Here is a 19,791-nt window from a genome sequence, read left to right as displayed (position 1 = left end):
GGAGATGACTCAGGGGGATTGGCAGCGCGATGTGCTGCGCGAGTTGAGGCAGGATGTCGCGGCGGACGAGCCCCTTGCACCTGATCAGCCTGTGCCCAGTCCATCTGCCCTGCCCCCGACCGCTGCCGCGTCCCAAGCGCCCGTCGAGCCACGCGGCGGCCCCTCCGTCCGGTCAGCGGATCTGTTCCCGCACACAGGGCGGGCTGCGCAGCAGCCCGCCGCCCCGGCCGCGCAGGATCCGCGGCTCCCCATGGTCACGCCGGAGTCGATTCCGACCGTCGATCCGCATCTGGCCCGGGCTATGGGGCGTCCGCTGCACGGGGACTCGATCACCCGGCGTACCGGACGCTCGCTGAGTAGACTCACCGCTTCCGCCTCTCAGGAGGTTGCCGAGGAGACGCGCCTCGCGCGGGAGGTGCAGCAACCGGTGACCACCGGGCGGGTGATCGCGGTCACCTCGATCCGGGGCGGGGCGGGCAAGACCACGACGTCTGCCCTGCTTGCCCGGACCTTCAACCACTACCGGCACGACCCGGTGCTCGCGCTGGAGGCAGACGCCGCCCTTGGCACCCTTTCGGTCCGGCTCGGCGCGGAGTCGGTTCGGTGGTCGTGCCGGGAGCTTGCTCAAATTCTTACCCCCTCGATGCAGTTGACCGATGTCACCGGCTATCTCGTGCCGGTGGCGGACGGTGGCTGGCTGCTCCCTGCGGGCCAGGGCCGGGTCGGTGCGCCGCTCGATACGCCGACGTACCGGACGGTGTCGCTGGCGCTGCGGCGGTACTTCGCTGTCACCGTGGTGGACTGCGAGACCCTGCCGGGCGAGGTGGCTCGAACTGCGATGGACACCGCGCACGCTCGGGTTGTGGTGGCCCCGATGACCGCGGAAGGCGTGGGCGGCACCCGCGTGGTGCTGGACTGGCTTGCCCAACTGTCGCACTCTGCGCTCGCTACCACGGTGGTCGCACTCACCGCGAGCTCTCCCGACATGACACTGGATCTCAAGTCGGCCACCGGGCATCTGCGGGAGACGGGAGTCACGGTGGTGGCGCTCCCCTATGACCGTCATCTGGCCCAAGGAGGCCCCATCCACACCGCTCAGCTCGGTCAAGCCACCCGGCAGGCGGCCACTTCGCTGGCCGCCGAGGCGATGGAGCGGGCGGTGAGAGTGCGATGACGCTGCGGCTGGTCCATCGCCCTGCCCGGTCAACCCGCCCGCTCGCCCCGGCACAGCCACGCACGATCGAACCGCCGCCGAACCTGCCCGAGGGCAAAATGGGCAGCGCCGCGACCTCGCTGCTGCCGATGGCCGGCGTGATGGGCTCGGTCGTGATGATGACCGTGATTCGCTCCAGCCAGTTCGCGGGTCTGGGTGCGGTGGTGCTGGTGATCGCACTGATGGGCGCCTTGGCGCTGTTTCTGTCCCAGCGGGGCAAGGCGCAGCGCACTCGGCGCACCCAGCGCGAGCGGTATCTGGAGTACCTGGAGGAGCTGCGCGAAGAGTTGGCGCTAAGCGAGCGGGAGCAGCGCCGGGCGGCCCGGCTGCTCTATCCGCCGCCGCAGGCGTTGTATGACCTCGTGCAGGATCCGGCAAGGTTGTGGGAACACCGCCGTACGGATTCGGACTTCCTGCGGGTACGCATCGGCACCGGGGATGTACCGACACAGCAGCTGTCGATCGGCCAGAACAGCGCCGGCGGAGTGCTGACTCCGCCGGACCCCTTCATGCTCAACGAGGCCCGCGCGTTGGTGACCCGGTTCACCACGGCGACCGACTTTCCGCTGACGGTGCCGCTGGACCGGGTCGGGAACATCAGCATCGTCGGGGATCGAGAGGGTGTGCTGCGGGTCGCCAGGGTCCTGTTGATTCAGGCCGCCGTCACGCACGCACCGGACGATCTGGCGATCGCTCTCGGCGTGCCCGGCCAGCAGCTGACGGAGTGGGAGTGGGCCAAGTGGCTCCCGCACGTACTGGATGAGAAGGAGAACGACGGACCAGTCGCGGCGCGACGGATCGCACCGAGCCTGCCGCAGCTGGCCCGGCTCATCGGCACCGATCTGCGGCAGCGGGCGTCCTACGCCGCCGAGGTGCGGCGTGGACTGTCCGACAGACACGCGCTGAAGCTCATCGACCGGCTCTTGGTGGTCAGTGACGAGTACGGTGAGACGGCGACCGAATTGCCGCGCCCCGATGCGGCTGTTGCCCTGGCCGACATGGGTGTCACCGTGCTGCACCTGCTTCAGCACCAGGTGCACGAGCCGGACCAGGTCACCGTGCGCATCGCGGTCGACGGCGACCGGGTCATGGTCGAGGACCTGCGCACCCCCGACGCCCCGGCAGCGTCCGGCACCTCCGATGCCGTCTCGGTCCCGGCAGCGGAGGGCCTCGCGCGCATGCTGGCCCCGCTGAGGCTTTCGGCTGAATCGGTGGCGGAGGGCACCCCGGTGTCCGGGCCGGTCGACTTCCCTGTACTGCTGGAAATCGACGATCCCGCAGCCCTGGACATAGATCGACTGTGGTTGCCCCGTGGGGAGCGGGCGTTCCTGCGCGTGCCGATTGGTGTGAACGACCGCCACGAGCCGGTACTGCTGGACCTCAAGGAGTCCTCCGAGCTGGGGATGGGGCCTCACGGGCTGTGTGTGGGAGCGACCGGTTCCGGCAAGAGTGAACTGCTGCGCACTCTCGTCCTCGCCTTGGTCGCTACCCATCCGCCGGAGGATCTGGCGATGGTGCTGATCGACTACAAGGGCGGCGCGACCTTCGCGCCGTTCGCCGAACTCCCGCATGTCGCCGGGGTGATCACGAATCTGGAGAATCAGGCCGGTCTAGTCGAACGCGTCCACACCAGCCTCGCGGGTGAGGTCAAGCGCCGCCAGCAGGTACTGAAGGACGCGGGCAATGTGGCGGACATAGGCCACTACGCGGCGCAGCGCGCGATGCACCCGGAGCTCGAGCCACTGCCGCATCTTTTCGTCGTCATCGACGAGTTCGGTGAACTCCTCACCGCCAAGCCCGACTTCATCGACCTGTTCCTGTCCATCGGCCGGATCGGCCGGTCCATCGGTGTGCATCTGCTGCTGTCCAGCCAGCGCATCGAGGGCGGCAAGCTCAAGGGCCTGGACACGTATCTCTCCTACCGGTTGGGCCTGCGGACCTTCTCCGCCGACGAGTCGCGCACGGTGCTGGACACCACCGATGCCTTTCATTTGCCGCCGCTGCCGGGCTTCGGGTATCTCAAGGTCGACACATCCACCTACGAACGGTTCAAGGCGGGGTACGTCTCCGGCGTCTATCGGGGCCCCGCGCTGACCGAAGCGGCGGACGAAAGGCCGCGAGCTCTGCCGTACCACTGCTTCAACTCGCTCGCCGACGATGCGATCTCTGTCACGGGAGCCGAGTCGGCGATGCGGGAGCGGGAAACGGGACCGACTGTGATGTCGACGATGGTCGACCAGTTGCGGACCGCGGCCGAGCCCGTACGCCGCGTGTGGCTGCCCCCGCTGCCCGACGCCGTCACCCTCGACTCGGCAGCCGGTCCGCTTCAGGTCTCCGAGCGCGGTATGCACCTCGCCCTCCGATCGGGCCGGATGCGGGTGCCGCTCGGACTGCTAGACGACCCCGCCCGGCAGTGGCAGGGACCGTGGACCGTCGATCTCACCGTGGCTGGCGGCCATGTGGCGGTCATCGGTGGCCCGCAATCCGGCAAGACCACCCTGCTGCGCACCCTCGCGCTCTCACTCGCCCTGACCCACACCCCAGCCGACGTCGCCCTTTATGGTCTCGATCTCGTTGGTGGCGGCCTGGCCGTCCTGGCCGGTCTTCCGCATGTGGGCGGCATCGCCGGACGTGTCGACCGTGAACGCGCCGCACGCACCGTCGCCGAGATCCGGGCCATGCTCTCCGCCCGCGAGGAAGCCTTCCGTGAGCACGGCATCGACTCCGTCGACCAGCTCCGCCAACTGCGCGCCCAAGGCGGACTGCCCGAACTCGGCGCCACCGACATCGTGCTGCTCATCGACGGATTCGGCGCGCTGCGTGACGAGTTCGCCGACCTAGACGACACCGTCACTGACCTCCTCAAGCGCGGCAGCGGCTACGGCATCCACATCGTGGCGGGCATGCTGCGCTGGAACGACGTGCGGATCGCCACCCAGTCGTTGTTCGGCACCCAGCTCGAACTGCGCCTCAACGACCCCTCCGACTCCTCCATCGACCGCAAGCTCTCCGAGACTCTTGGCCCCGATACTCCCGGCCGCGTCCTCACCGACGGCAAACTCTTCGCCCAGGCCGCTCTGCCCCGGATCGACTCCGTCCCCGCCGCCGGCGGTCTCGGACCGGCCCTGGAAGACGCGGCTTGGGCGATACGCACCACGTGGCACGGCGAACTCGCCTCCCCTGTACGGGTATTGCCCACCAGACTGCCCGCGCAGCGGCTGCCGTCGGTGGCCGCCGAGCCGAAGCGGATCCCGATCGGTGTCGACCAGGACGCCCTCGACCCCGTACTCCTCGACCTGTTCGAACACGACCAGCATCTGCTAATCCTCGGCGACAACGAATGCGGCAAGACCAACCTGCTGGGGCTCGTGGTCCAGCAGTTTATCGACCGCTACAGCGACGACGAGCTGGTCTTCGCCGTCTTCGACCCACGACGCGGACTGCGCGGCACCGTCCCCGAGCCGTACCGCGGCGGCTACGCCCACAACGCCAAGATCAGCGCAGGGCTCGCCGCTGGAATCGCCACCGAGCTGGAGAAACGCCTGCCTGACGAGAGCGTCGACCACGACACCCTCGCCGACGGCCCTGCCTTCCACGGCCCGCGCATCGTCATCCTCGTCGACGACTACGACATCCTCACCACCGCTGGCCAACAGCCCCTCGCCCCCTTCCTGCCGTACGTTTCGTCCGCGCAGGACATCGGTCTGCACTTCGTTGTCGCCCGCCGCGTCGCCGGCTCCTCACGCGCCCTGTACGAGCCGTTCCTGACCACACTGCGTGAGACCGGCACCGCCGCCCTGGTCATGGCAGGTGACCGCACCGAGGGACAGCTCTTCCCCGGCCTGTACGCATCCGCGCAGCCGCCCGGCCGGGGCACGCTGGTCCGCCGCGGCCGTCCCCACCAGCTCATCCAGACCGCCCTCGTACCCGAGGCAACAGAAACAGAGCACCCGTGACCAAGGACGTCATCGCCCTCACCCCGCAGATGCCCGACATCCGCACGATCCTCGCGGGCCTCTACGCCGGAGGGCCCGACGTGGCAATCAACACGACGGCCGACGGAGCCGTCATCCAGCTCTGCAGGCCGGGTGGGCGCCCCCTGGTCTCCATCGAAGCCCCGATCCTCCTCCAAGTCCGGGGCGAAATCAGACGGCTCCTCGGCGCCGACACGGGCGCCTGGGACAGCCCACTCTGGTGGACCGAAGCCCGCGCCGTCACCACCGCCCCCGAGGCCGAACCCCTCGCCCGGTCCTTCGCCGGCCGCCTCGTCTCCGTACTCAGCGGCACCACATGGCCCGCGGGCCCGGTAACGACCGACGTCGTCCCCCTCACCCCTGGCACAGCCGCCACCCCGCCCACCGACACCGAACCCCTGGGCGTCGACGTGTTCACCGACAAGGCTGCGGTTGTCATCCAGGACCGCCCCGTCGTCGCCATGACTAACTGGCTCTCCGAGGCCCTGCGCACCGCCACCACCAGCGACCGCGCCCTCCAGATCGTCACACCCAAGTCTTCCCGCCTCACCCTGCCCACCCGCATCGCGCTACGCGGCCACCCCAACCGCTGGGTCGTGCAAGACCCAGAATGCGGCTACTACGACGGCCTCTCCGGCGCCCTACTGCAATGGCACGACGGAGTCTTCGCTCCCGCCCGAACCGACTCCGGCACCACCCCCGTCGCACAGGCCTTTACCCAGATCTCCGGCACCGGCGAGCGCCAACTCATTGTTTCCCTCCGCACGCGGTACGCACCGGAGGCGGACCTCATGCTGGGCTCCGCACTCGAAACCGCCTGGCAGCTCCTCACTGGCGCGCCCCCGGCCGGCTGGAGCACAGCCGAGCCCGTCAATCTTCCCTGGTCCACCCGCCAGTTGACCGACCTCGCCCGCAGCCGCGCTCCTCGACCCACATGGCTCATCGCTATCGGCCACCCCGACCGCCCCGCCATCGCCACCGTCCAGATCACGCGCACCACAGCTGGTGTCGAGGAAGACATCACCCTCGCTCTGGGCTACGATCCCGGCGAGATCCCGCCCCTCGACGCCATCGAAGGACTCGCCGAGACGCTGGCCGCCGAGCACCATCTGACGTCGATGCTCACTTCGCTCCGTCCCGCCACCTGCGACCTCACCGTTGCCCCAAGGTTCGAGGCGCCCCCAATACCTGTGGCCTTCACTCTTGGCATCGACACGGTCCACGACATCGGGCTGGGCCACGCCAGCCGCCCACCCCTGGCGTTGCAACCCATCCAGCTCGGCCGAGCACGCCCCGCCCTCCACTATGTCCTCGGCGACGGCACCAATGCCCAGGCAGGGACCATGCTCCAACAGCTGACCCAGCACCTGAAGAACGCGCAAAAGTCTTGATGACTGAGCCCACCGCAGCCCTGACGGCGGTTTCGTAGAAGGCGGCAGTACTGGTCGACGGTCTCCTCATCCACTTCGATGTCCAGGGAGTCGGTCCGCTCCTGCAGATGGCCGAGGTTGTTTCTGCCGACCGCGACCGCGTTCACCGTGAGACATGGAGCGCAGTGCGGAATGCCGACTGCGCCGGAGTGCACTGCGGCGGGTTGCGCAGGAAGGTCTGGGGGTCGAACGTTCCCACACAGGGTTCTGCTACTACGGATGGAGGGGCCCGTGCCCCACACAGCCCACGATCTCAGGGCGCAACGTTGAGAGGCGGCTGAGGACCTACTCACGCCGCGGCACGCGGTTGGCTACTCGCCCTCTTTGTACCGCGTCAGTTCCAGCAGACACCTCGACGGCAGACGCTGCTACACCTGGTCGCCGGGCAGGCTCAGATAAGTGTCTCGCAACGAAGACAGTGCCGGGTGCTCCGTCCGCAGCGGGCCGTCGTCGATGGCCGAGATCGCGCGGACTCCGATGCTGGTGTTAGTTGCGAACGCGGCCTGCATCCCGCGGGCCGCAGTGAGAGGCACGGGGGTGGTGGCGTAGTCGTGGTGCTGTTGGAGCAGCGTCATGGTGACACCAGGCAGCACATCACCTTTGGGCCACACAATGGCGCCTTCGGCGTCGACGAAGCCGATGTTCCATGTCACGCCTTCGGAGACGAGCTCGGCTGTGCCGCAGAACAGGGCGTCGTCGTAGCCAGCGAGCTGGGCGGTGCGTCTGGCGTGGAGCGAGCCGAACAGCCCGAGGTGCTTCACGCTGGCCAGATCGCGGACGTAGGGGATGGACTTCACGCGCAGGGGCGGCAGGGGCACGGGAGCGGCAGGGCGGGTGGTCACTAGGACGTGTGGCGTGGCAGGAGATGCGGGGTGCCCGATGTCGAGGGCGGGGTCGAAGATGCTCACCCGCGCCACGAACGATCCATTGTGCGTGGTTACGGATCGACGCACGTACTCCCGTACGCGGCCGGTGTCGATCTGAGTACCGAACACGGCTCGACAGTCATGCTCGAGTCGTTCCATGTGGAGGGCGAGGCCGCGTACACGCTGGTTGTCCACGCGCATCGAGGTGAAGTGCCCGTAGTTGGTAAGAGCAAGGGCCTTCAGGGACTCGGGATCGGCGGGTCGACCGTTCAGTTCCATCACAAGGGCCAGTGTCTCAGCGCGAGAGTGGCTGCAGGTTGTCTAAGCCCTGCCTGGAGAAAGGGAAGTTCTGTAGGTTCGGCGGTCACATGCGGTTATGGTCTCGACTCCGGCTCTGGATGTTGGGTGCGGCAAGAGCGTGGACACAACCGCCGGTGAGGCGAAGAGCCCAGCAGCGGAAGCTTCGATGCCCGTGCTCAGGCTGCCGACAGCGTGGAGCCCGCCCTGGTCACGGGGCTCGTGCCGCGGGGGTTCGGCAGGGCACTTCCGTGACCAGGGCGGGGGCTTACCGACGGTGCAGGAGCCTGCTTTGGCCGTGGTGCCTGCCTGCGCGACGTCCGGCGGGCTCCGCCGCGGTGGGAGTGTTCGGCTGCTCGGGCCGAGCCGGTTTCATCGTTGAGGAGGATGGAGTGCCAGACCCGCTCCTGGAGGGCACGGATGCAGGGGCCACATGCGTACATCGGTGCTTGGGCGCCGGCAACGCTTGCGGGGCCGATCCATAGGACGCGCGTCCACTGCTGGCCGCAGTAGAGCCAGCAGAAGCCGTCTACCCACTCGTTGCCGTCGTCTGTAGCTGCTGGGTCAGGCAGACCGCCGCGGGCGAATTCTGCGATGCCTGGTATCAGTCTGTGGGGTAACGCGAGTTCTGTAAGCGCCGCTCCACCCCGGGGGATTAGCGGCCTTCGGCCGTCGCCGTGGGTGTCCCGGCTCCTTCGGCGTCGGCGAAGAGGAGGGTGGGCTCGGCCAGGATGTCGCGGCCGGCCTCGCTCTTGTAGATTTCGTCGACGCTGCCGAAGCGGGCCTCGGCGTAGTCGAGGTCGAGCAGGGCGGCTGCCTGGCGGACCGACGCTTCGTCGGGTCCCTCGATCTCGACGAAGGTCGGAAGGTCGGGCCAGGTGTCGAAGTCGAAAGCGACCTCGCCCAGACGCCACTCCTCGCGGTAGTTCTCCTGGTAACGGACCTCGCGCAGTCCGAGTCGGCGCAGGATGTCGGCCATGGCGTGCAGGTCGGTGACCTCGGTCTCGATCTCGGTGGTGCCGTCGATCGTGGTGGAGTCGGTGACCTGCTTGAGCGTCAGGGTAGAGCGGGTGCCTTCGTCGCGGAGGCGGATCCACTGGCCGTTGTCGAGGGCGTCGTTCTCGAAGATCTTGCGGGTGAGGAGGGTCCGCGGGAACGTCTGCGTGGCGCCCAGGGCTGTCAGCTTGGACTGGAGGTCGGTCACGTCGACGGACAGGAACTTGGCCTCGTACTCGTGCTTCATGATCCTCTTCTTAGGTTGCTGTTGCGGCTACTTGGCGGTGCGGGCCGCGAGGAGCAGGCCCATGCGGTGCGTGTGGTCCTGGAGCTGGCCGACGTGAGGCCGCTCGGTGAACTCGTTCGATTGCAGCGTGAGCAGAACGTTCCAGTCGGTGGCGAAGTGGTGGCCGAGCTTCTCGGGGGATGTGTAGTGCTCGATGTGGGAGTGGCGCTGTTCGACGGGCATCATGAACTCCGCGCCGAACAGGCCGCCGACGCGGACCAGGGACTGCATGCGGGCGACGAAGTCAGCGAGCGGGCGGTGGTGATTTGCACTGTAGTGCCAGGAGCAGCTCGTCCAGACGGCATCGCAGTGAGCCTGCGGGGATTCGGCCTGCAGGAAGTCCTCCTCTACGACCTGCACCCGGTCGTAGAGCCCTTCGAGTTTGAGCCGGTCGATCAGTCCTATCGCGTGAGCGTTGGTGTCACCCGGAAGTTTGACCTCGCCTCCGTGGAGGGCGAACGGGTCGCGTTCGATCGCGATGACGCGGTAGCCGGCGGTGGCGAGGGGCAGCACGAACTTGCCGTCGCTCGCGCCGATGACCGCGACTGTGGCGTCAGCGGAGGCATGCTCCTTCAGCGTGGCGAGGAACTGGGGGAAGAACGTGAGGGTGTGCTCCCACAGGCTCTGGGTCTCCACGGTTGGCTCCTTTCTTATCGTTGGCGAGGATGGCTTGCACGACCTGTTCCGGTCTGAGGCTTGTGGTGTCCACCCGGTGCATCGGGAACTGGGCGTAGGCGTCGGTGATGCGGTCCGCGGTCTCCTCGCCGAGGGCGTCCCAGCGGGACGCGGGCTTGATCCGCTCAGCGAGGCGGCGCTGGCGTTCGTCCTTCGTGCAGAGCAGCTGGTAGGTGGTGGGCTGCGGTAGATCGGGTGGCAGTGTGACGCCGAGTTGGGTCCCGAAGGCGCGGTGGGTGGCGATGCATCGGGCGAAGTAGCTCTCCACGACGACCGGGATGCCTGCGCCCAGATGGCGGTGGATCTCGTCGGCCGCGGTGAACAGGGCGGAGAGGTAGAAGCACATGCGCGCCTCGACGTTCTCCCGCAGGTCTACCTGTCGCCGCAGCGGCTGGTAGAGGAGCGGCACGGTGGGGACCAGGACGGCTCCCCGGGCCGCCGCGAGCATCGGGGCAATGGTCGACTTTCCGGTACCCCGCAGACCTTCGAGACTCTCGAACAGCGGTCGGTCAGGCACTGGTGTACACCACGTCCGGTACAGCGAGGGTGAGCTCGTCCGTGGCGGACGGTCGGTGGACGATACGGTCGGCGGCCTTCTCGTACCAGAAGGCGTGCGAGTCCTTGCCGACGGCCTTGCAGGACATGGTGAGCGCGCCTCGCGGATCTGCCTCAATCCGCTCAATCTCGCGCGGGCCACCTACGGGCGCACAGCTCTCCGGGGCGCCGTGCTCGGACACGTCCTCGTCGACGATCACCTCCATGGACAGCTCAGCCGCTTGGAGCTGCTCACGCAGGCGGGCGTACGCAGCCGGATCGGTGACTAGGAGCTCGGGATGGGTCGCGGCGTTGCCGACCGGCCTCAGGCAGTGCAGTTTCAACTGGCGTGCGCCGACGTCCTGCAGGGTGCGGGCCAGCGGCAGCACCTCGTCGATGTTCCGCGAGGTGACCGTCATGGTCGCGCCCGTCCGGACGCCGAGTTCCCGTGCGAGGTTGAAGGCGCTCACGGCGCTCTGGTAGCTGCCGGACTTGCGGATGTGGTCGTTGGTCGCGCCAATGCCCTCCAGCGAGATGCGCAGCAGGTCCAGGTACGGGGCGATCTCGGTGAGCCGGCGCTCGATCCGGTAGCCGTTGGTGCAGATCTCGACCTGCAGGCCCAGTTCCTGCTTGGCGTACCGGACGACCTGCGCGAGGTCCTTGTAGACGAACGGCTCGCCGCCGAGAAGGGTGACAGCCTCGGTGCCGTAGTGGTCGTGCATGAGCCTGATGAGGTTGACGGCCTCCTCGGCGGTGAAGGCGTCGGCGTGCTTGAGCCGTTCGCCGTGGAAGCAGTGCAGGCACTCGAAGTTGCAGCGGTACAGCAGCTGCAGGTACAGCATCCGGATCCTGCGGATCTCGGTGACTTCCCCGATCACGTGGGCCTCCTGGGCCAGTTGCCTGGTTGGAGACCCGATGGTGGCGGTGGACACGGGGACCGCATCACCGCGTACGCGGACGGTCCAGGGACGTCCTGGGACGTTTTCAGCGTGCGGCGAAGGTCTCCAGGATCCCGAGGAGGCCCGCTGTGTCCGAGAGGTCCGGCAGCACGACAGATGCGCCGGCAGCGGCCAGTTCTTCCCGGCTGTGGATGCCCGAGGCGACCGCGATGATCCCGGAGCCAGTGGCGAGGGCCGCCTCGACGTCCCGGGGCGTGTCACCCACGAGCACGACGGGCACGTCATCCCGCACGCCGCGCAGCCGGTGGACGCGCTCTCGGGCGACAGCCACAAGATCGGGACGCTGGACGGCATCGGCCCCGTAGGCGCCGACAGACAGATCCAGTAGCGGGTCGAGGCCGAAGGCCGACAGTTTCACACGGGCGTTGGCCGCGATGTTGCCGGTCAGAACCGAGGACACCCAACCATCCTGCGCCGAGACGGCCTTGAGCGCATCCCGCACTCCCGGCAGAGTCGTTCCGCGCCTGCGGAGATCGCCGAATCGCTCCTCTCCGGCGCGGGCTAGGGCGGTCTCGGTGGCAGTCCAATCCGGCTCGGGCAGGCCGTGCCGGAGGAACAGGTCGCGCATGATCAGGCGATCCGTACGGCCCTCCGTCCGCGGTGCTCCGCTCGGCTGGACGCCCGCCAGCGCCGAAAACGCGGCGGCGTAGGTCTCCTTGCTCACCCCTGCGTTGTCGATGAGCGTGTGGTCGATGTCCCACAGGACGAAGAGCTGCATACCGCCAGCGTAAGCATCCTGTCGCACCGTCAGCTTCGTCGGAACGTCCCACAACGTCCTTGCCCGGCCGTGCCCACCTCGGCTTGTATAGCCTCCGTGAACGAGCGACTTCACTCCGTACTCGCCCAGCGCGGCGTCTTACCCGAATCGCTTGCCGAAGCCTGCGAGGTGGACCCCAAGACCGTCGGCCGCTGGCTCGGCGGGCGCGTGCCCCACCCGCGGCACCGCTTCCGTGCCGCCCAGCACCTTCGCGTGGAGGAGACGTTCCTCTGGCCGACCCCTCAACGGCGCACCGGACGGCAGGTCGAATCCGGCACGGAGCTCGTCGGCACCTACCAGAACAGGGCCAGCGTCCCCCGGGACATGTGGCTCGCGCTGCTCCAGCGTGCCCAGGAACAGATCGACGTGCTCGTCTTCTCCGGTACGTTTTTCGCCCAGTCCAACCCGCACGTCGCCAAGATGCTGGCCGAGCGCGCGGCCGCTGGCGTCCAGGTGCGCTTGTGCTTCGGCGACCCGAACGGCCAGGCAGCCGCCATCCGGGGCCGGGAAGAAGGCATCGGCGACACCCTGGCCGCCAAGATCCGCGCCTCCCTCACCTACTACCGCCCGCTGCTGCCCGAGGCAGGCTGTGCGGTGCGGCTCCACGACACCACGCTCTACAACTCCCTCTTCCGATACGACGACAACCTGCTGGTCAACCCGCACGTCTGGGGCCAGCCCGCCAGCGCCAACCCCTTACTCCACCTCAAGAGAGTCGATGCCACCGGCTGGTTCGACAACTACGCTCAAAGCTTCGACGCAGTCTGGGCCGACGCACGGTCCTGGACGCCCGACCAGGAGGGGACCGCCGCACATGGGCAGGATTGAGTACTACAACGACCCCGAAGCCCCCAAGGCCAACACCCTCATCCCCGCCAGCAACCTGCTCGTCGTCAACGACAGCGGCGCCATCCTGCTCCAGCGCCGCCGCGACACCGGCCAGTGGGCCCTGCCCGGCGGCGCCCAGGACATCGGCGAAACAGCCGCCCAATGTGCGGTACGCGAATGTCTGGAAGAGACCGGCATCGTCGCCGAGATCACCGGCTTCCTCGGGGTCTACACCAACCCTCACCACATCGTGGCCTACACCGACGGCGAGATCCGCCAGCAGTACGAGAACACCTACATCGGCCGCCCGATCGGCGGCGAGCCCACCATCAACGACGAAGCCGACGGCGTCCGCTTCGTCCAGCCCGCCGATCTCGACCGGTACGACATCCACCCCAGCATGCGCCAGCAGATCGGCGACTACCTCGCCGGCACCTACCCCTACCTCGACTGAGCCGCCAACGCCGCCTCCACCCGCTCCACAGCAGCGAGGATCTCCGGCGACGCCCGACGGATGAACCGCCCCACCACACTCTCAGCACCGTAGCGGCCAACGATCTCCGCCACCCGCGCTCCGGCAGCCGTCCGCTCCCCGTCGGGCGTCGTCGTCATGTCGCACCACACCAGCGCGTCCACCAACCGCTGATCGTCGAGCAGTGGGAACTCCGCCTCCAGCACCTCGCGCAGCCCGCGCTCCTCTGCTTCCAGCAACGCGAACGAGTGGTTCGCCACCAACCGCACCAATCGCTCGTCAGCACAATGCACATCACGGAGGAATCGGGCCCCGTCAAGCGGATGGAACCCTGTCGCCGCCAGCCGGGGCGCGTACCCCACGTCGTGGAGGACGGCCGCCGAAGTCAGAAGGTCGGCATCATCGCCCAGGACCTGCGCAAGAGCGGCCGCACGCTGCGCCACTCCCTGCGAGTGTGCCCACCGACGAGGAAGCGGACCGCTCAGCTCCACCTCGGCCAACCTGTCCGCCCAGCTCACCAAGACTTGGTTCATGATGCGGTTCATGCCCATGCACGGCGCGGTGCACTCCGGGTGGCCTCGTTTGCCGCGGCGACGGGTGGCGGCACTCGTCGCGCGCGCAGGCAGACGAGGAGACTGCGGCGCCCGCGCAGGGCGCACACTGCGAGAATCCGCAGACGAAGGCGAACGGCCCCCGCCGGAGCGAGGGCCGTTCAGGGCCTCTTGGAGAAGACCGCCGTCAACGATAGCAGCGCCCTTCGCCGAGCGAGCCGCGCGGTGCGCGGCTACCCTTCCGACGGCATGCGAGGCGAGACAGTGAAGGACGGGGCGATGACTGCGAGCAAGCCATGGCTGGTCGGGCACCAGGAGTTCGCCGCCCTCTACGGGGTGGACCCGAAGATGGTGGCGAAGTGGCTGAGCCCGAGCCGGGCCACCCTGGACCCCGCGACCGCCATCGTCGTCTCCGGTGTCCGCTACTGGCCCATGGGCTTCGCCTGCCGCTACGGGAACACCACCCCCCGGTTCAAGCAGATCCACGTGCGGGTCAAGGAACGGCTGATCGCAGAGCAGGGCGAGGGCTGGGAGGCCGACTCCCGTGACCAGTTGCCCCCGATCGTCGGCCAGCACGAGATCATCAGCCTGTTCCACCTGCCGGCGCAGGGCAATCTCGCGACGGCGATTGCCACAGGACGGTTCCCGGAGGCTGACTGGCTGCTGTCCGGATCGCGGCTGTGGCTCCTGGACACGGTGATCGAGGCGGCGCCCGCGCTCCGCGAGAGCGCCCGCAGCCTGCCGTGGGAGGCCGACGAGAAGGTGGCCGAAGCCCTGCGCGCGGGCACCTACGACGGCCCCGGCTCCGTCGTCCTGACCCGTGGCCGACACGCCCACGCAGGCCTCTGACCTGCGCAAATACTGTACGCAGAGCCTGTATGGGAATAAGATATATGCATACCTCTTCGGGGGTGCCGATCCCCACTCATGCGAGGAGGCAGCTCGTGCAGATCATGCACATCCCCGGCGGCGACGTCGTCGCCGTGATGGAGGCGAAGGAAGTCGTCCTGGCCGAAGTGGCGCTGATGCGCTACGTCGGCGGGAACCCGGACTCCAATCTTGCGGTCCGCATGATGCAGGCCTTCGTTACCGCGAACGAAGAGGCCGAGCGGCGCGCCAAAGAAGCCGGGGAGGGTGGCGAGGCGGCGTCGGCCTAACGTCGCTGGCGTGAAGTCGCGCCCATCGGCGGCGGGGTTGATCATCTGGCTCCCAGCCCTCAAGATAGATGACATTCTTTAGATCGGTCATCTGGGGGTGGGGTATGGCAGTCGTCCAGGACGAGATTCCGGGTCTGGTGATCCACGCCGTGCGGCAGCCCGACGGTCACGAAGCGACGATCCAGGCGCAGTTCGAGGCGTTCCACGAGCTCAACCCATGGGTGCTGCGCGCCCTGGAGAGCCTGACCGCCGACTACCTCGCCCGCGGCGCCCGGCGCGTCGGCATCGGGATGCTCTTCGAGGTCCTGCGCTGGCGCTACGCCACGGCCACCGAAGGCGACGACGAGTTCCGCCTGAACAACAACTTCCGCTCCCGGTATGTCCGCCTGCTCATTGAGCGGCATCCGGAGTGGGCCCCCGCGTTCGAGGTGCGCGCCCTGCGCACCGACTGAACCGAATCTCTTGGAGAACGACCGTGAACGACCAACAACCCACCGAGACCCAGCCTCTTGAGGGCACCGTCGTCCAGGCGGCGCAGAAGGCAACCCCGGCGACCGGGGCGAGCGCCATCGTTCTGCGCGCCGATCAGGACGAGTTCGACCACAAACAGCTCAGCACGCTCGCGCTGATCAGCCCCGGTCTGGCCGCGGCTCCCCGTGGTCACCTCGCGATGTTCTTCCACTACTGCGTCCGTACCGGGCTCGATCCGTTCGCCCGGCAGATCTACATGATCGGGCGCACGAACTGGAAGGCCGCCGAGAACCCCGACGAGCCGGACAAGACGTGGACGATCCAGACCGGCATCGACGGCTTCCGGACGGTCGCCCACCGGGCAGCTGCGAAGGCCGAGGAGTCCATCTCCTACGAGGACACCGTCTACTACGACTCCGAGGGCAAAGCCCACGAGGTGTGGCTGTCGAAGGCGTACCCGGCCGCCGTCAAGGTCACCGTCCTGCGCGGAGCCGCCCGCTTCCCGTTCATCGCCAGGTGGGACGAGTTCGCTCCGACGTACTACGACCGGAAGAACAGCACGTACGTGGTGGCGAAGATGTGGCAGCAGATGCCTGCCCACATGCTCCGCAAGTGCGCCGAGGCCGGATCTCTGAGGATGGCCGCTCCGCAGGACCTCTCCGGCGTGTACGTGGACGAGGAGATGGAGCAGGCCGACGCCGAAGCCGTGGTCCGCATCGCCGAGGACGCCACGCAGCGGCTGAGGGCGGCTGCGGGACTGGAAGAGGCGGCAGGCGGCGAGCAGGCCGCGAGCGGCGAGGAGACGGCCGACCGCACGGCACGCGAGGACGAGCCCGCGCCGAAGAAGCGGGCCCGGACCGCGCAGCCGAAGCCCGAGCCCGCGCAGGACGCCGAGGCCAGCGAGGAGTCGCCCGCGCGCAATCGGGCCGCCCCGCGTAAGCGGGCGGCATCCGCCAAGGACCGCGCCGCTTCCTGACCTGCCCCATCCGTCCGGGTGCCGCCCGCCGTGGGCGGCACCCCTGTCTTCCTGGAGATCGCATGACCATCATGGCCGAGCGGCCCGTCAGTCTGTGGCCCGCAGCTCATGCAGCCGACGCACGCCGCCCCCGTTCCCAGCAGACCAAGATCGGCGCGAGCGACACAGTGTGCGCACGGCGCGCCGGATACCTCCTGCACGGCCGCACACCCACCGACGGCGGTGAGAAGCGCAAGGCGATCCTCGGCACCTGGCTGCACGCAGGGATGCTCGCCGCCGCCCGCGAGGAGTTCGGCTGGATCATCGAGCGCCGCGTAGAGGACGACACGATCCGGGGTCACATCGACGCCGTGCAGCTCGACGGCTCCACCGCCCGCCGGCTGCCGAAGCGGTTGCGCCCGAGTCTTCCGGCCGAGGAGACGACCGTGGAGGACGTGAAGACCAAGAGCACCTACCAGTGGGACAACATCCTGCGGTACGGAGCCAGCGAGGCGGAGATACGGCAAGTCCTTCTATACGCAGACCTGTTGCACAGTGAGGGGTTCGCTGACATCGAAGGGCAACGCCAGCTGGCCCGCCTCGGGCCCGTGAATGTCGGCCGCATCCGCTTCCGGTTCCTCAACCGGGACTCCGGCGACGACCACGTACAGGAGATCGCGTTCAACGCCGAACGTGCCCGCGGGGCCCGGTGGTGGGTCCACCAGGTGCGCTCCGCAGAGACCCCCGAGGAGCTGCCGCGCACCTTCCAGGGGCCCGGTCTGTCGGCGGTGTGCGACCACTGCCCGTTCAAGACGGCCTGCTGGGGCAGTGTCGCGGCCGGGCGCCGCCCGCAGAGCATCCTCGTCCACGACGACGAGGACCGCGCCAAGGCTCTGGCCGAGTACGTCGAGGTCACGGAGGAGATGAAGCCGCTCAAGGAACGTCAGAAGCTCCTGCGCGCCAAGCTCGACGGCTCCGAGCCTGGGGCCTACGGCGACAACGTCCTGACGTGGAGCGGCGGCAACCCCACCAAGACCGACGACGTCGACGCCATGGCCGCGCTCTACCGCCGCGCGGGCCTGGAGGTGCCAATGGCTCCGGACGCGGCCGCGATGAAGGCGCAGTTGAAGGCGGCGAGCATCGCCGTGCCCGTTCGGCTGGATCACGACCGGCGCACGTCGGTGGGGATCAACGTCACCCTGCGCAAGAAGCCCTGACCCCGCACCCGGGTAGGGGCAGGGCCCGAGTTGGCTCTGCCCCTACCCCAGCGTGGCCTGAACCAGACGTGACACGGAGAGGTGCCAGTGAGCATCCAGTTGATGGTGGTGGCGGCCTATCTGCCCAAGGAGGTGATCAACCAGACGCAGAAGTTCGTGCTGATGAAGATTGCGGACTCTGCGGACGACCAGACGCGTCTAGCGCGGCCGGGGCTGGAGCGGATGATGGCCTGGGCCGGCGTGGGCGAGAAGCAGGTCATCGCGGTCGTGACGGAGCTGGTCGGGCTCGGCCTGGTCGAGCGGGTGGAAGTCGGGCGCGTCGGCCGCCGCGCCGAGTACCGGGTGTTCCCGCACGGGGTTCCGCCGATCCCCTCCACGGAGGAGCTGATCGAGCGGCGCCGTGCGGCGCAGCGTTCCCCGAAGAACCCCCGGCTGGCGCGCCAGGCAAAGCGTCGCAAGCCGTCGTCGGCGGCGCGCACCCAGGGCGACGTGGTTGCTCGGGAGGAGGCACGCGACGCGTTGCAGGCCGCTGCCGAGGGTGGGTTCCCCCAGGGGAACCCTGAAAGCGGGGAGGGGAGGGTTCCCCCAGGGGAACCCAGTGGGTTTCCCCAGGGGAACCAAGAGGGTTCCCCTGGGGGAACCCCTTCTCTTCCTTCTCCTTCCTCTTTCCTTCCTTTCCCCCCTACCCCCGCAGCTGTCGCCGCGGGGAAGCCGGGTGGGGCTGGGGTGGAGCAGCAGCCGAGCGGCTGCCCGAAGCACCCGGAGCCGGTCGGCAACTGCCGGGGGTGCGGTACCAATCCGCGTGCCGGTCGTGAGCAGGCGCGGCGTGAGGCTGTCGCGGGCGAGCACGCCTCGCAGCAGGAATGGCTGCGGGAGTTCTTCGCCGAGCAGGCGCGGCGGGTTGCCGAGTCGGACCCGCAGGCAGAGGAGATGGCCCGCCGGCGGGTGCGGGAGCTGGCCCGCATGGGACGTGAGCGCGGGCCCAACACCGGTCGCAGATAGGCGGTTTCGGTGATCGCCAACATTGACGCCCCGGCGTACGAGATTAAGATATAAGTATCTAGTTCGGAACTCATCCGGACTCGGCCTCTTGGAGAACTCGTGAACACCCTGACCCTCGACCCCATCGCCTACCTCGTCGTGGCCGAAGTCGTCTGTGGCCCGCAGGCCGATCCCGTCCTCGGTCAAGGGCTGCATTGCAGCATTGAGTGCGCCGCCGACGAGGTGCGCGACATGACCGTGGCGCTCGGCCTGCAGGAGCGCGGCGCGACTTTCCTTGCCCGGCACGAGGACCGGCCCGTCGGCATCGCCATCACCCGTGGCGGCCAGATGTGGACCGTGCAGATCCACGCTACGCACGAGCTCGCCAGCAAGGGCTAGCCGCACGCCTGAAGATAGATGACATTTTGCAAACGGTGGGCGTCCTGTGTGGGCGCCCACCCGCAACACCCCTCTTGGAGACCGAAATGACCATCGCAGCACTGCCCGACCACAACAGCATCACCGACCCGCTGTGGCTCAAGCTCTTCCACGGCTACCGCCACGTCATCGCCCCGCTGCGCCACAACGGCTGGATCACCGACATGGAGACCGGCGGAGGCGAAAACCACATCCGCGCCGAACTCGGTGACGGCACCGAGCTGAGCATCGCCTCCGTGCACGACCTGCCCGTCGACCCGAACGAGGTCACCGGCTGGCAGGTGATCCGGCGGCACATCGAGGACCACTCACGGCACAGCGTTCTGTACGACTCCACCCCGAACGGCCCGCAGAGTCACCACGGGAACAGCCTGGTGCCGATGTTCGCGCGCATCGACGAGCTGGACGTCCCCAAGGTCAACAAGCGGCTGATCGTGTCGGCCACCCACACCTCCCCGTACGGCGCGAACCACAACCAGACCGGCCCCATAGAGGCGCCTGGAACGGGCATCGCACGCTTCTTCGAGTGGTCGCAGCGCCTGATCGCCGAAGAGGGCTACCGCCACGTCTGGGAGCGCCCGGAGCCGGACGGATACCCGCTGGCGCTCTTCGAGAGCGCCGGACACATCACCACCGTCCGCGTTACGCGCTGGCATGACTGACCGGCCGCCCCGCTGGCTGCTCCCCGCGGGGGACGCGGGCCCGTGATCTGGCTGCTGATCGCGGGCCTCCTC

Annotated in this window: 20 protein-coding genes; 13 read left to right on the top strand and 7 right to left on the bottom strand. The window is 68.3% G+C overall.

Annotated features, from left to right (window positions below; translation table 11 throughout):
• The first annotated feature begins 4 nt into the window (after positions 1 to 4).
• From OHA61_RS16690 to OHA61_RS16680, 3 genes are read left to right on the top strand one after another with little or no spacing between them, the layout of a single operon-like run.
• Positions 5 to 1,174 carry a type VII secretion protein gene (locus OHA61_RS16690; protein ID WP_406303675.1) on the top strand — a complete coding sequence of 390 codons (1,170 nt, stop codon included), beginning with the start codon at positions 5 to 7 and terminating at the stop codon, positions 1,172 to 1,174.
• Complete coding sequence (gene eccCa / locus OHA61_RS16685) at positions 1,171 to 5,169, top strand: type VII secretion protein EccCa (RefSeq protein ID WP_406303674.1); 3,999 nt, start codon at positions 1,171 to 1,173, stop codon at positions 5,167 to 5,169. The genes OHA61_RS16690 and eccCa overlap by 4 nt, the downstream gene beginning before the upstream one ends.
• The gene (locus OHA61_RS16680; protein WP_406303673.1) at positions 5,166 to 6,578 is read left to right on the top strand and encodes a DUF6177 family protein; all 1,413 of its coding nucleotides are present in this window, start codon (positions 5,166 to 5,168) and stop codon (positions 6,576 to 6,578) included. The genes eccCa and OHA61_RS16680 overlap by 4 nt, the downstream gene beginning before the upstream one ends.
• Before the next feature lie 407 nt (positions 6,579 to 6,985).
• Here OHA61_RS16680 and OHA61_RS16675 read toward each other — a convergent pair whose 3' ends face one another.
• From OHA61_RS16675 to OHA61_RS16650, 6 genes are all read right to left on the bottom strand, one after another.
• On the bottom strand, positions 6,986 to 7,762 hold the full coding sequence (locus OHA61_RS16675; protein WP_406303672.1) for an aminotransferase class IV: 777 nt from the start codon (positions 7,760 to 7,762) through the stop codon (positions 6,986 to 6,988).
• 673 nt (positions 7,763 to 8,435) lie between these two features.
• Entirely contained in the window at positions 8,436 to 9,023 is a 588-nt protein-coding gene (locus OHA61_RS16670) for a class IV adenylate cyclase (RefSeq protein ID WP_406303671.1), read from the bottom strand.
• Between the two features lie 27 nt (positions 9,024 to 9,050).
• Positions 9,051 to 9,698, bottom strand: a complete 648-nt coding sequence (locus OHA61_RS16665) for a class I SAM-dependent methyltransferase (protein WP_406303670.1) — start codon at positions 9,696 to 9,698, stop codon at positions 9,051 to 9,053.
• On the bottom strand, positions 9,616 to 10,254 hold the full coding sequence (locus OHA61_RS16660) for a hypothetical protein (RefSeq protein ID WP_406303669.1): 639 nt from the start codon (positions 10,252 to 10,254) through the stop codon (positions 9,616 to 9,618). The genes OHA61_RS16665 and OHA61_RS16660 overlap by 83 nt, the downstream gene beginning before the upstream one ends.
• The gene (locus OHA61_RS16655; RefSeq protein ID WP_406303668.1) at positions 10,247 to 11,149 is read right to left on the bottom strand and encodes a radical SAM protein; all 903 of its coding nucleotides are present in this window, start codon (positions 11,147 to 11,149) and stop codon (positions 10,247 to 10,249) included. Before OHA61_RS16655 ends, OHA61_RS16660 begins: the two co-directional genes overlap by 8 nt.
• 106 nt (positions 11,150 to 11,255) lie before the next feature.
• Positions 11,256 to 11,948, bottom strand: a complete 693-nt coding sequence (locus OHA61_RS16650) for an HAD family hydrolase (protein WP_406303667.1) — start codon at positions 11,946 to 11,948, stop codon at positions 11,256 to 11,258.
• Between the two features lie 96 nt (positions 11,949 to 12,044).
• Here OHA61_RS16650 and OHA61_RS16645 point away from each other — a divergent pair, with 96 nt between their 5' ends.
• Both OHA61_RS16645 and OHA61_RS16640 read left to right on the top strand, forming a co-directional pair.
• Entirely contained in the window at positions 12,045 to 12,815 is a 771-nt protein-coding gene (locus OHA61_RS16645) for an XRE family transcriptional regulator (RefSeq protein WP_406303666.1), read from the top strand.
• Complete coding sequence (locus OHA61_RS16640; protein ID WP_406303665.1) at positions 12,802 to 13,269, top strand: NUDIX hydrolase; 468 nt, start codon at positions 12,802 to 12,804, stop codon at positions 13,267 to 13,269. The genes OHA61_RS16645 and OHA61_RS16640 overlap by 14 nt, the downstream gene beginning before the upstream one ends.
• Here OHA61_RS16640 and OHA61_RS16635 read toward each other — a convergent pair.
• The gene (locus OHA61_RS16635) at positions 13,257 to 13,838 is read right to left on the bottom strand and encodes an HD domain-containing protein (protein WP_406303664.1); all 582 of its coding nucleotides are present in this window, start codon (positions 13,836 to 13,838) and stop codon (positions 13,257 to 13,259) included. The genes OHA61_RS16640 and OHA61_RS16635 overlap by 13 nt on opposite strands.
• 279 nt (positions 13,839 to 14,117) lie before the next feature.
• Here OHA61_RS16635 and OHA61_RS16630 point away from each other — a divergent pair, with 279 nt between their 5' ends.
• The 8 genes from OHA61_RS16630 (at position 14,118) to OHA61_RS16595 (ending at position 19,719) form a co-directional block, all read left to right on the top strand.
• Positions 14,118 to 14,687 (top strand): hypothetical protein, encoded by a 570-nt coding sequence (locus OHA61_RS16630; protein ID WP_406303663.1) that lies wholly within the window; start codon positions 14,118 to 14,120, stop codon positions 14,685 to 14,687.
• Between the two features lie 95 nt (positions 14,688 to 14,782).
• On the top strand, positions 14,783 to 14,995 hold the full coding sequence (locus tag OHA61_RS16625) for a hypothetical protein (protein WP_406303662.1): 213 nt from the start codon (positions 14,783 to 14,785) through the stop codon (positions 14,993 to 14,995).
• A 104-nt stretch (positions 14,996 to 15,099) separates the two neighbouring features.
• A complete protein-coding gene (locus tag OHA61_RS16620) occupies positions 15,100 to 15,447 on the top strand; it encodes a hypothetical protein (RefSeq protein ID WP_406303661.1) in 348 nt (115 codons plus the stop codon).
• 23 nt (positions 15,448 to 15,470) lie between these two features.
• Positions 15,471 to 16,442, top strand: coding sequence for a recombinase RecT (locus tag OHA61_RS16615; protein ID WP_406303660.1), 972 nt, complete (start codon positions 15,471 to 15,473; stop codon positions 16,440 to 16,442).
• 62 nt (positions 16,443 to 16,504) lie between these two features.
• On the top strand, positions 16,505 to 17,638 hold the full coding sequence (locus OHA61_RS16610) for a PD-(D/E)XK nuclease family protein (RefSeq protein ID WP_406303659.1): 1,134 nt from the start codon (positions 16,505 to 16,507) through the stop codon (positions 17,636 to 17,638).
• Positions 17,639 to 17,725: 87 nt separating this feature from the next.
• On the top strand, positions 17,726 to 18,640 hold the full coding sequence (locus tag OHA61_RS16605; protein WP_406303658.1) for a helix-turn-helix domain-containing protein: 915 nt from the start codon (positions 17,726 to 17,728) through the stop codon (positions 18,638 to 18,640).
• A gap of 99 nt (positions 18,641 to 18,739) precedes the next feature.
• Positions 18,740 to 19,018, top strand: coding sequence for a hypothetical protein (locus OHA61_RS16600; protein ID WP_406303657.1), 279 nt, complete (start codon positions 18,740 to 18,742; stop codon positions 19,016 to 19,018).
• Between the two features lie 86 nt (positions 19,019 to 19,104).
• Positions 19,105 to 19,719 (top strand): hypothetical protein, encoded by a 615-nt coding sequence (locus OHA61_RS16595; RefSeq protein WP_406303656.1) that lies wholly within the window; start codon positions 19,105 to 19,107, stop codon positions 19,717 to 19,719.
• Positions 19,720 to 19,791: the final 72 nt, after the last annotated feature.

It is taken from the genome of Streptomyces sp. NBC_00885, from assembly GCF_045207475.1.
In the GTDB taxonomy this organism is placed as follows: Bacteria; Actinomycetota; Actinomycetes; order Streptomycetales; family Streptomycetaceae; genus Streptomyces.
Note: the sequence above shows the minus strand (reverse complement) of the source record. Positions and strands in the feature narration are given on the sequence as shown.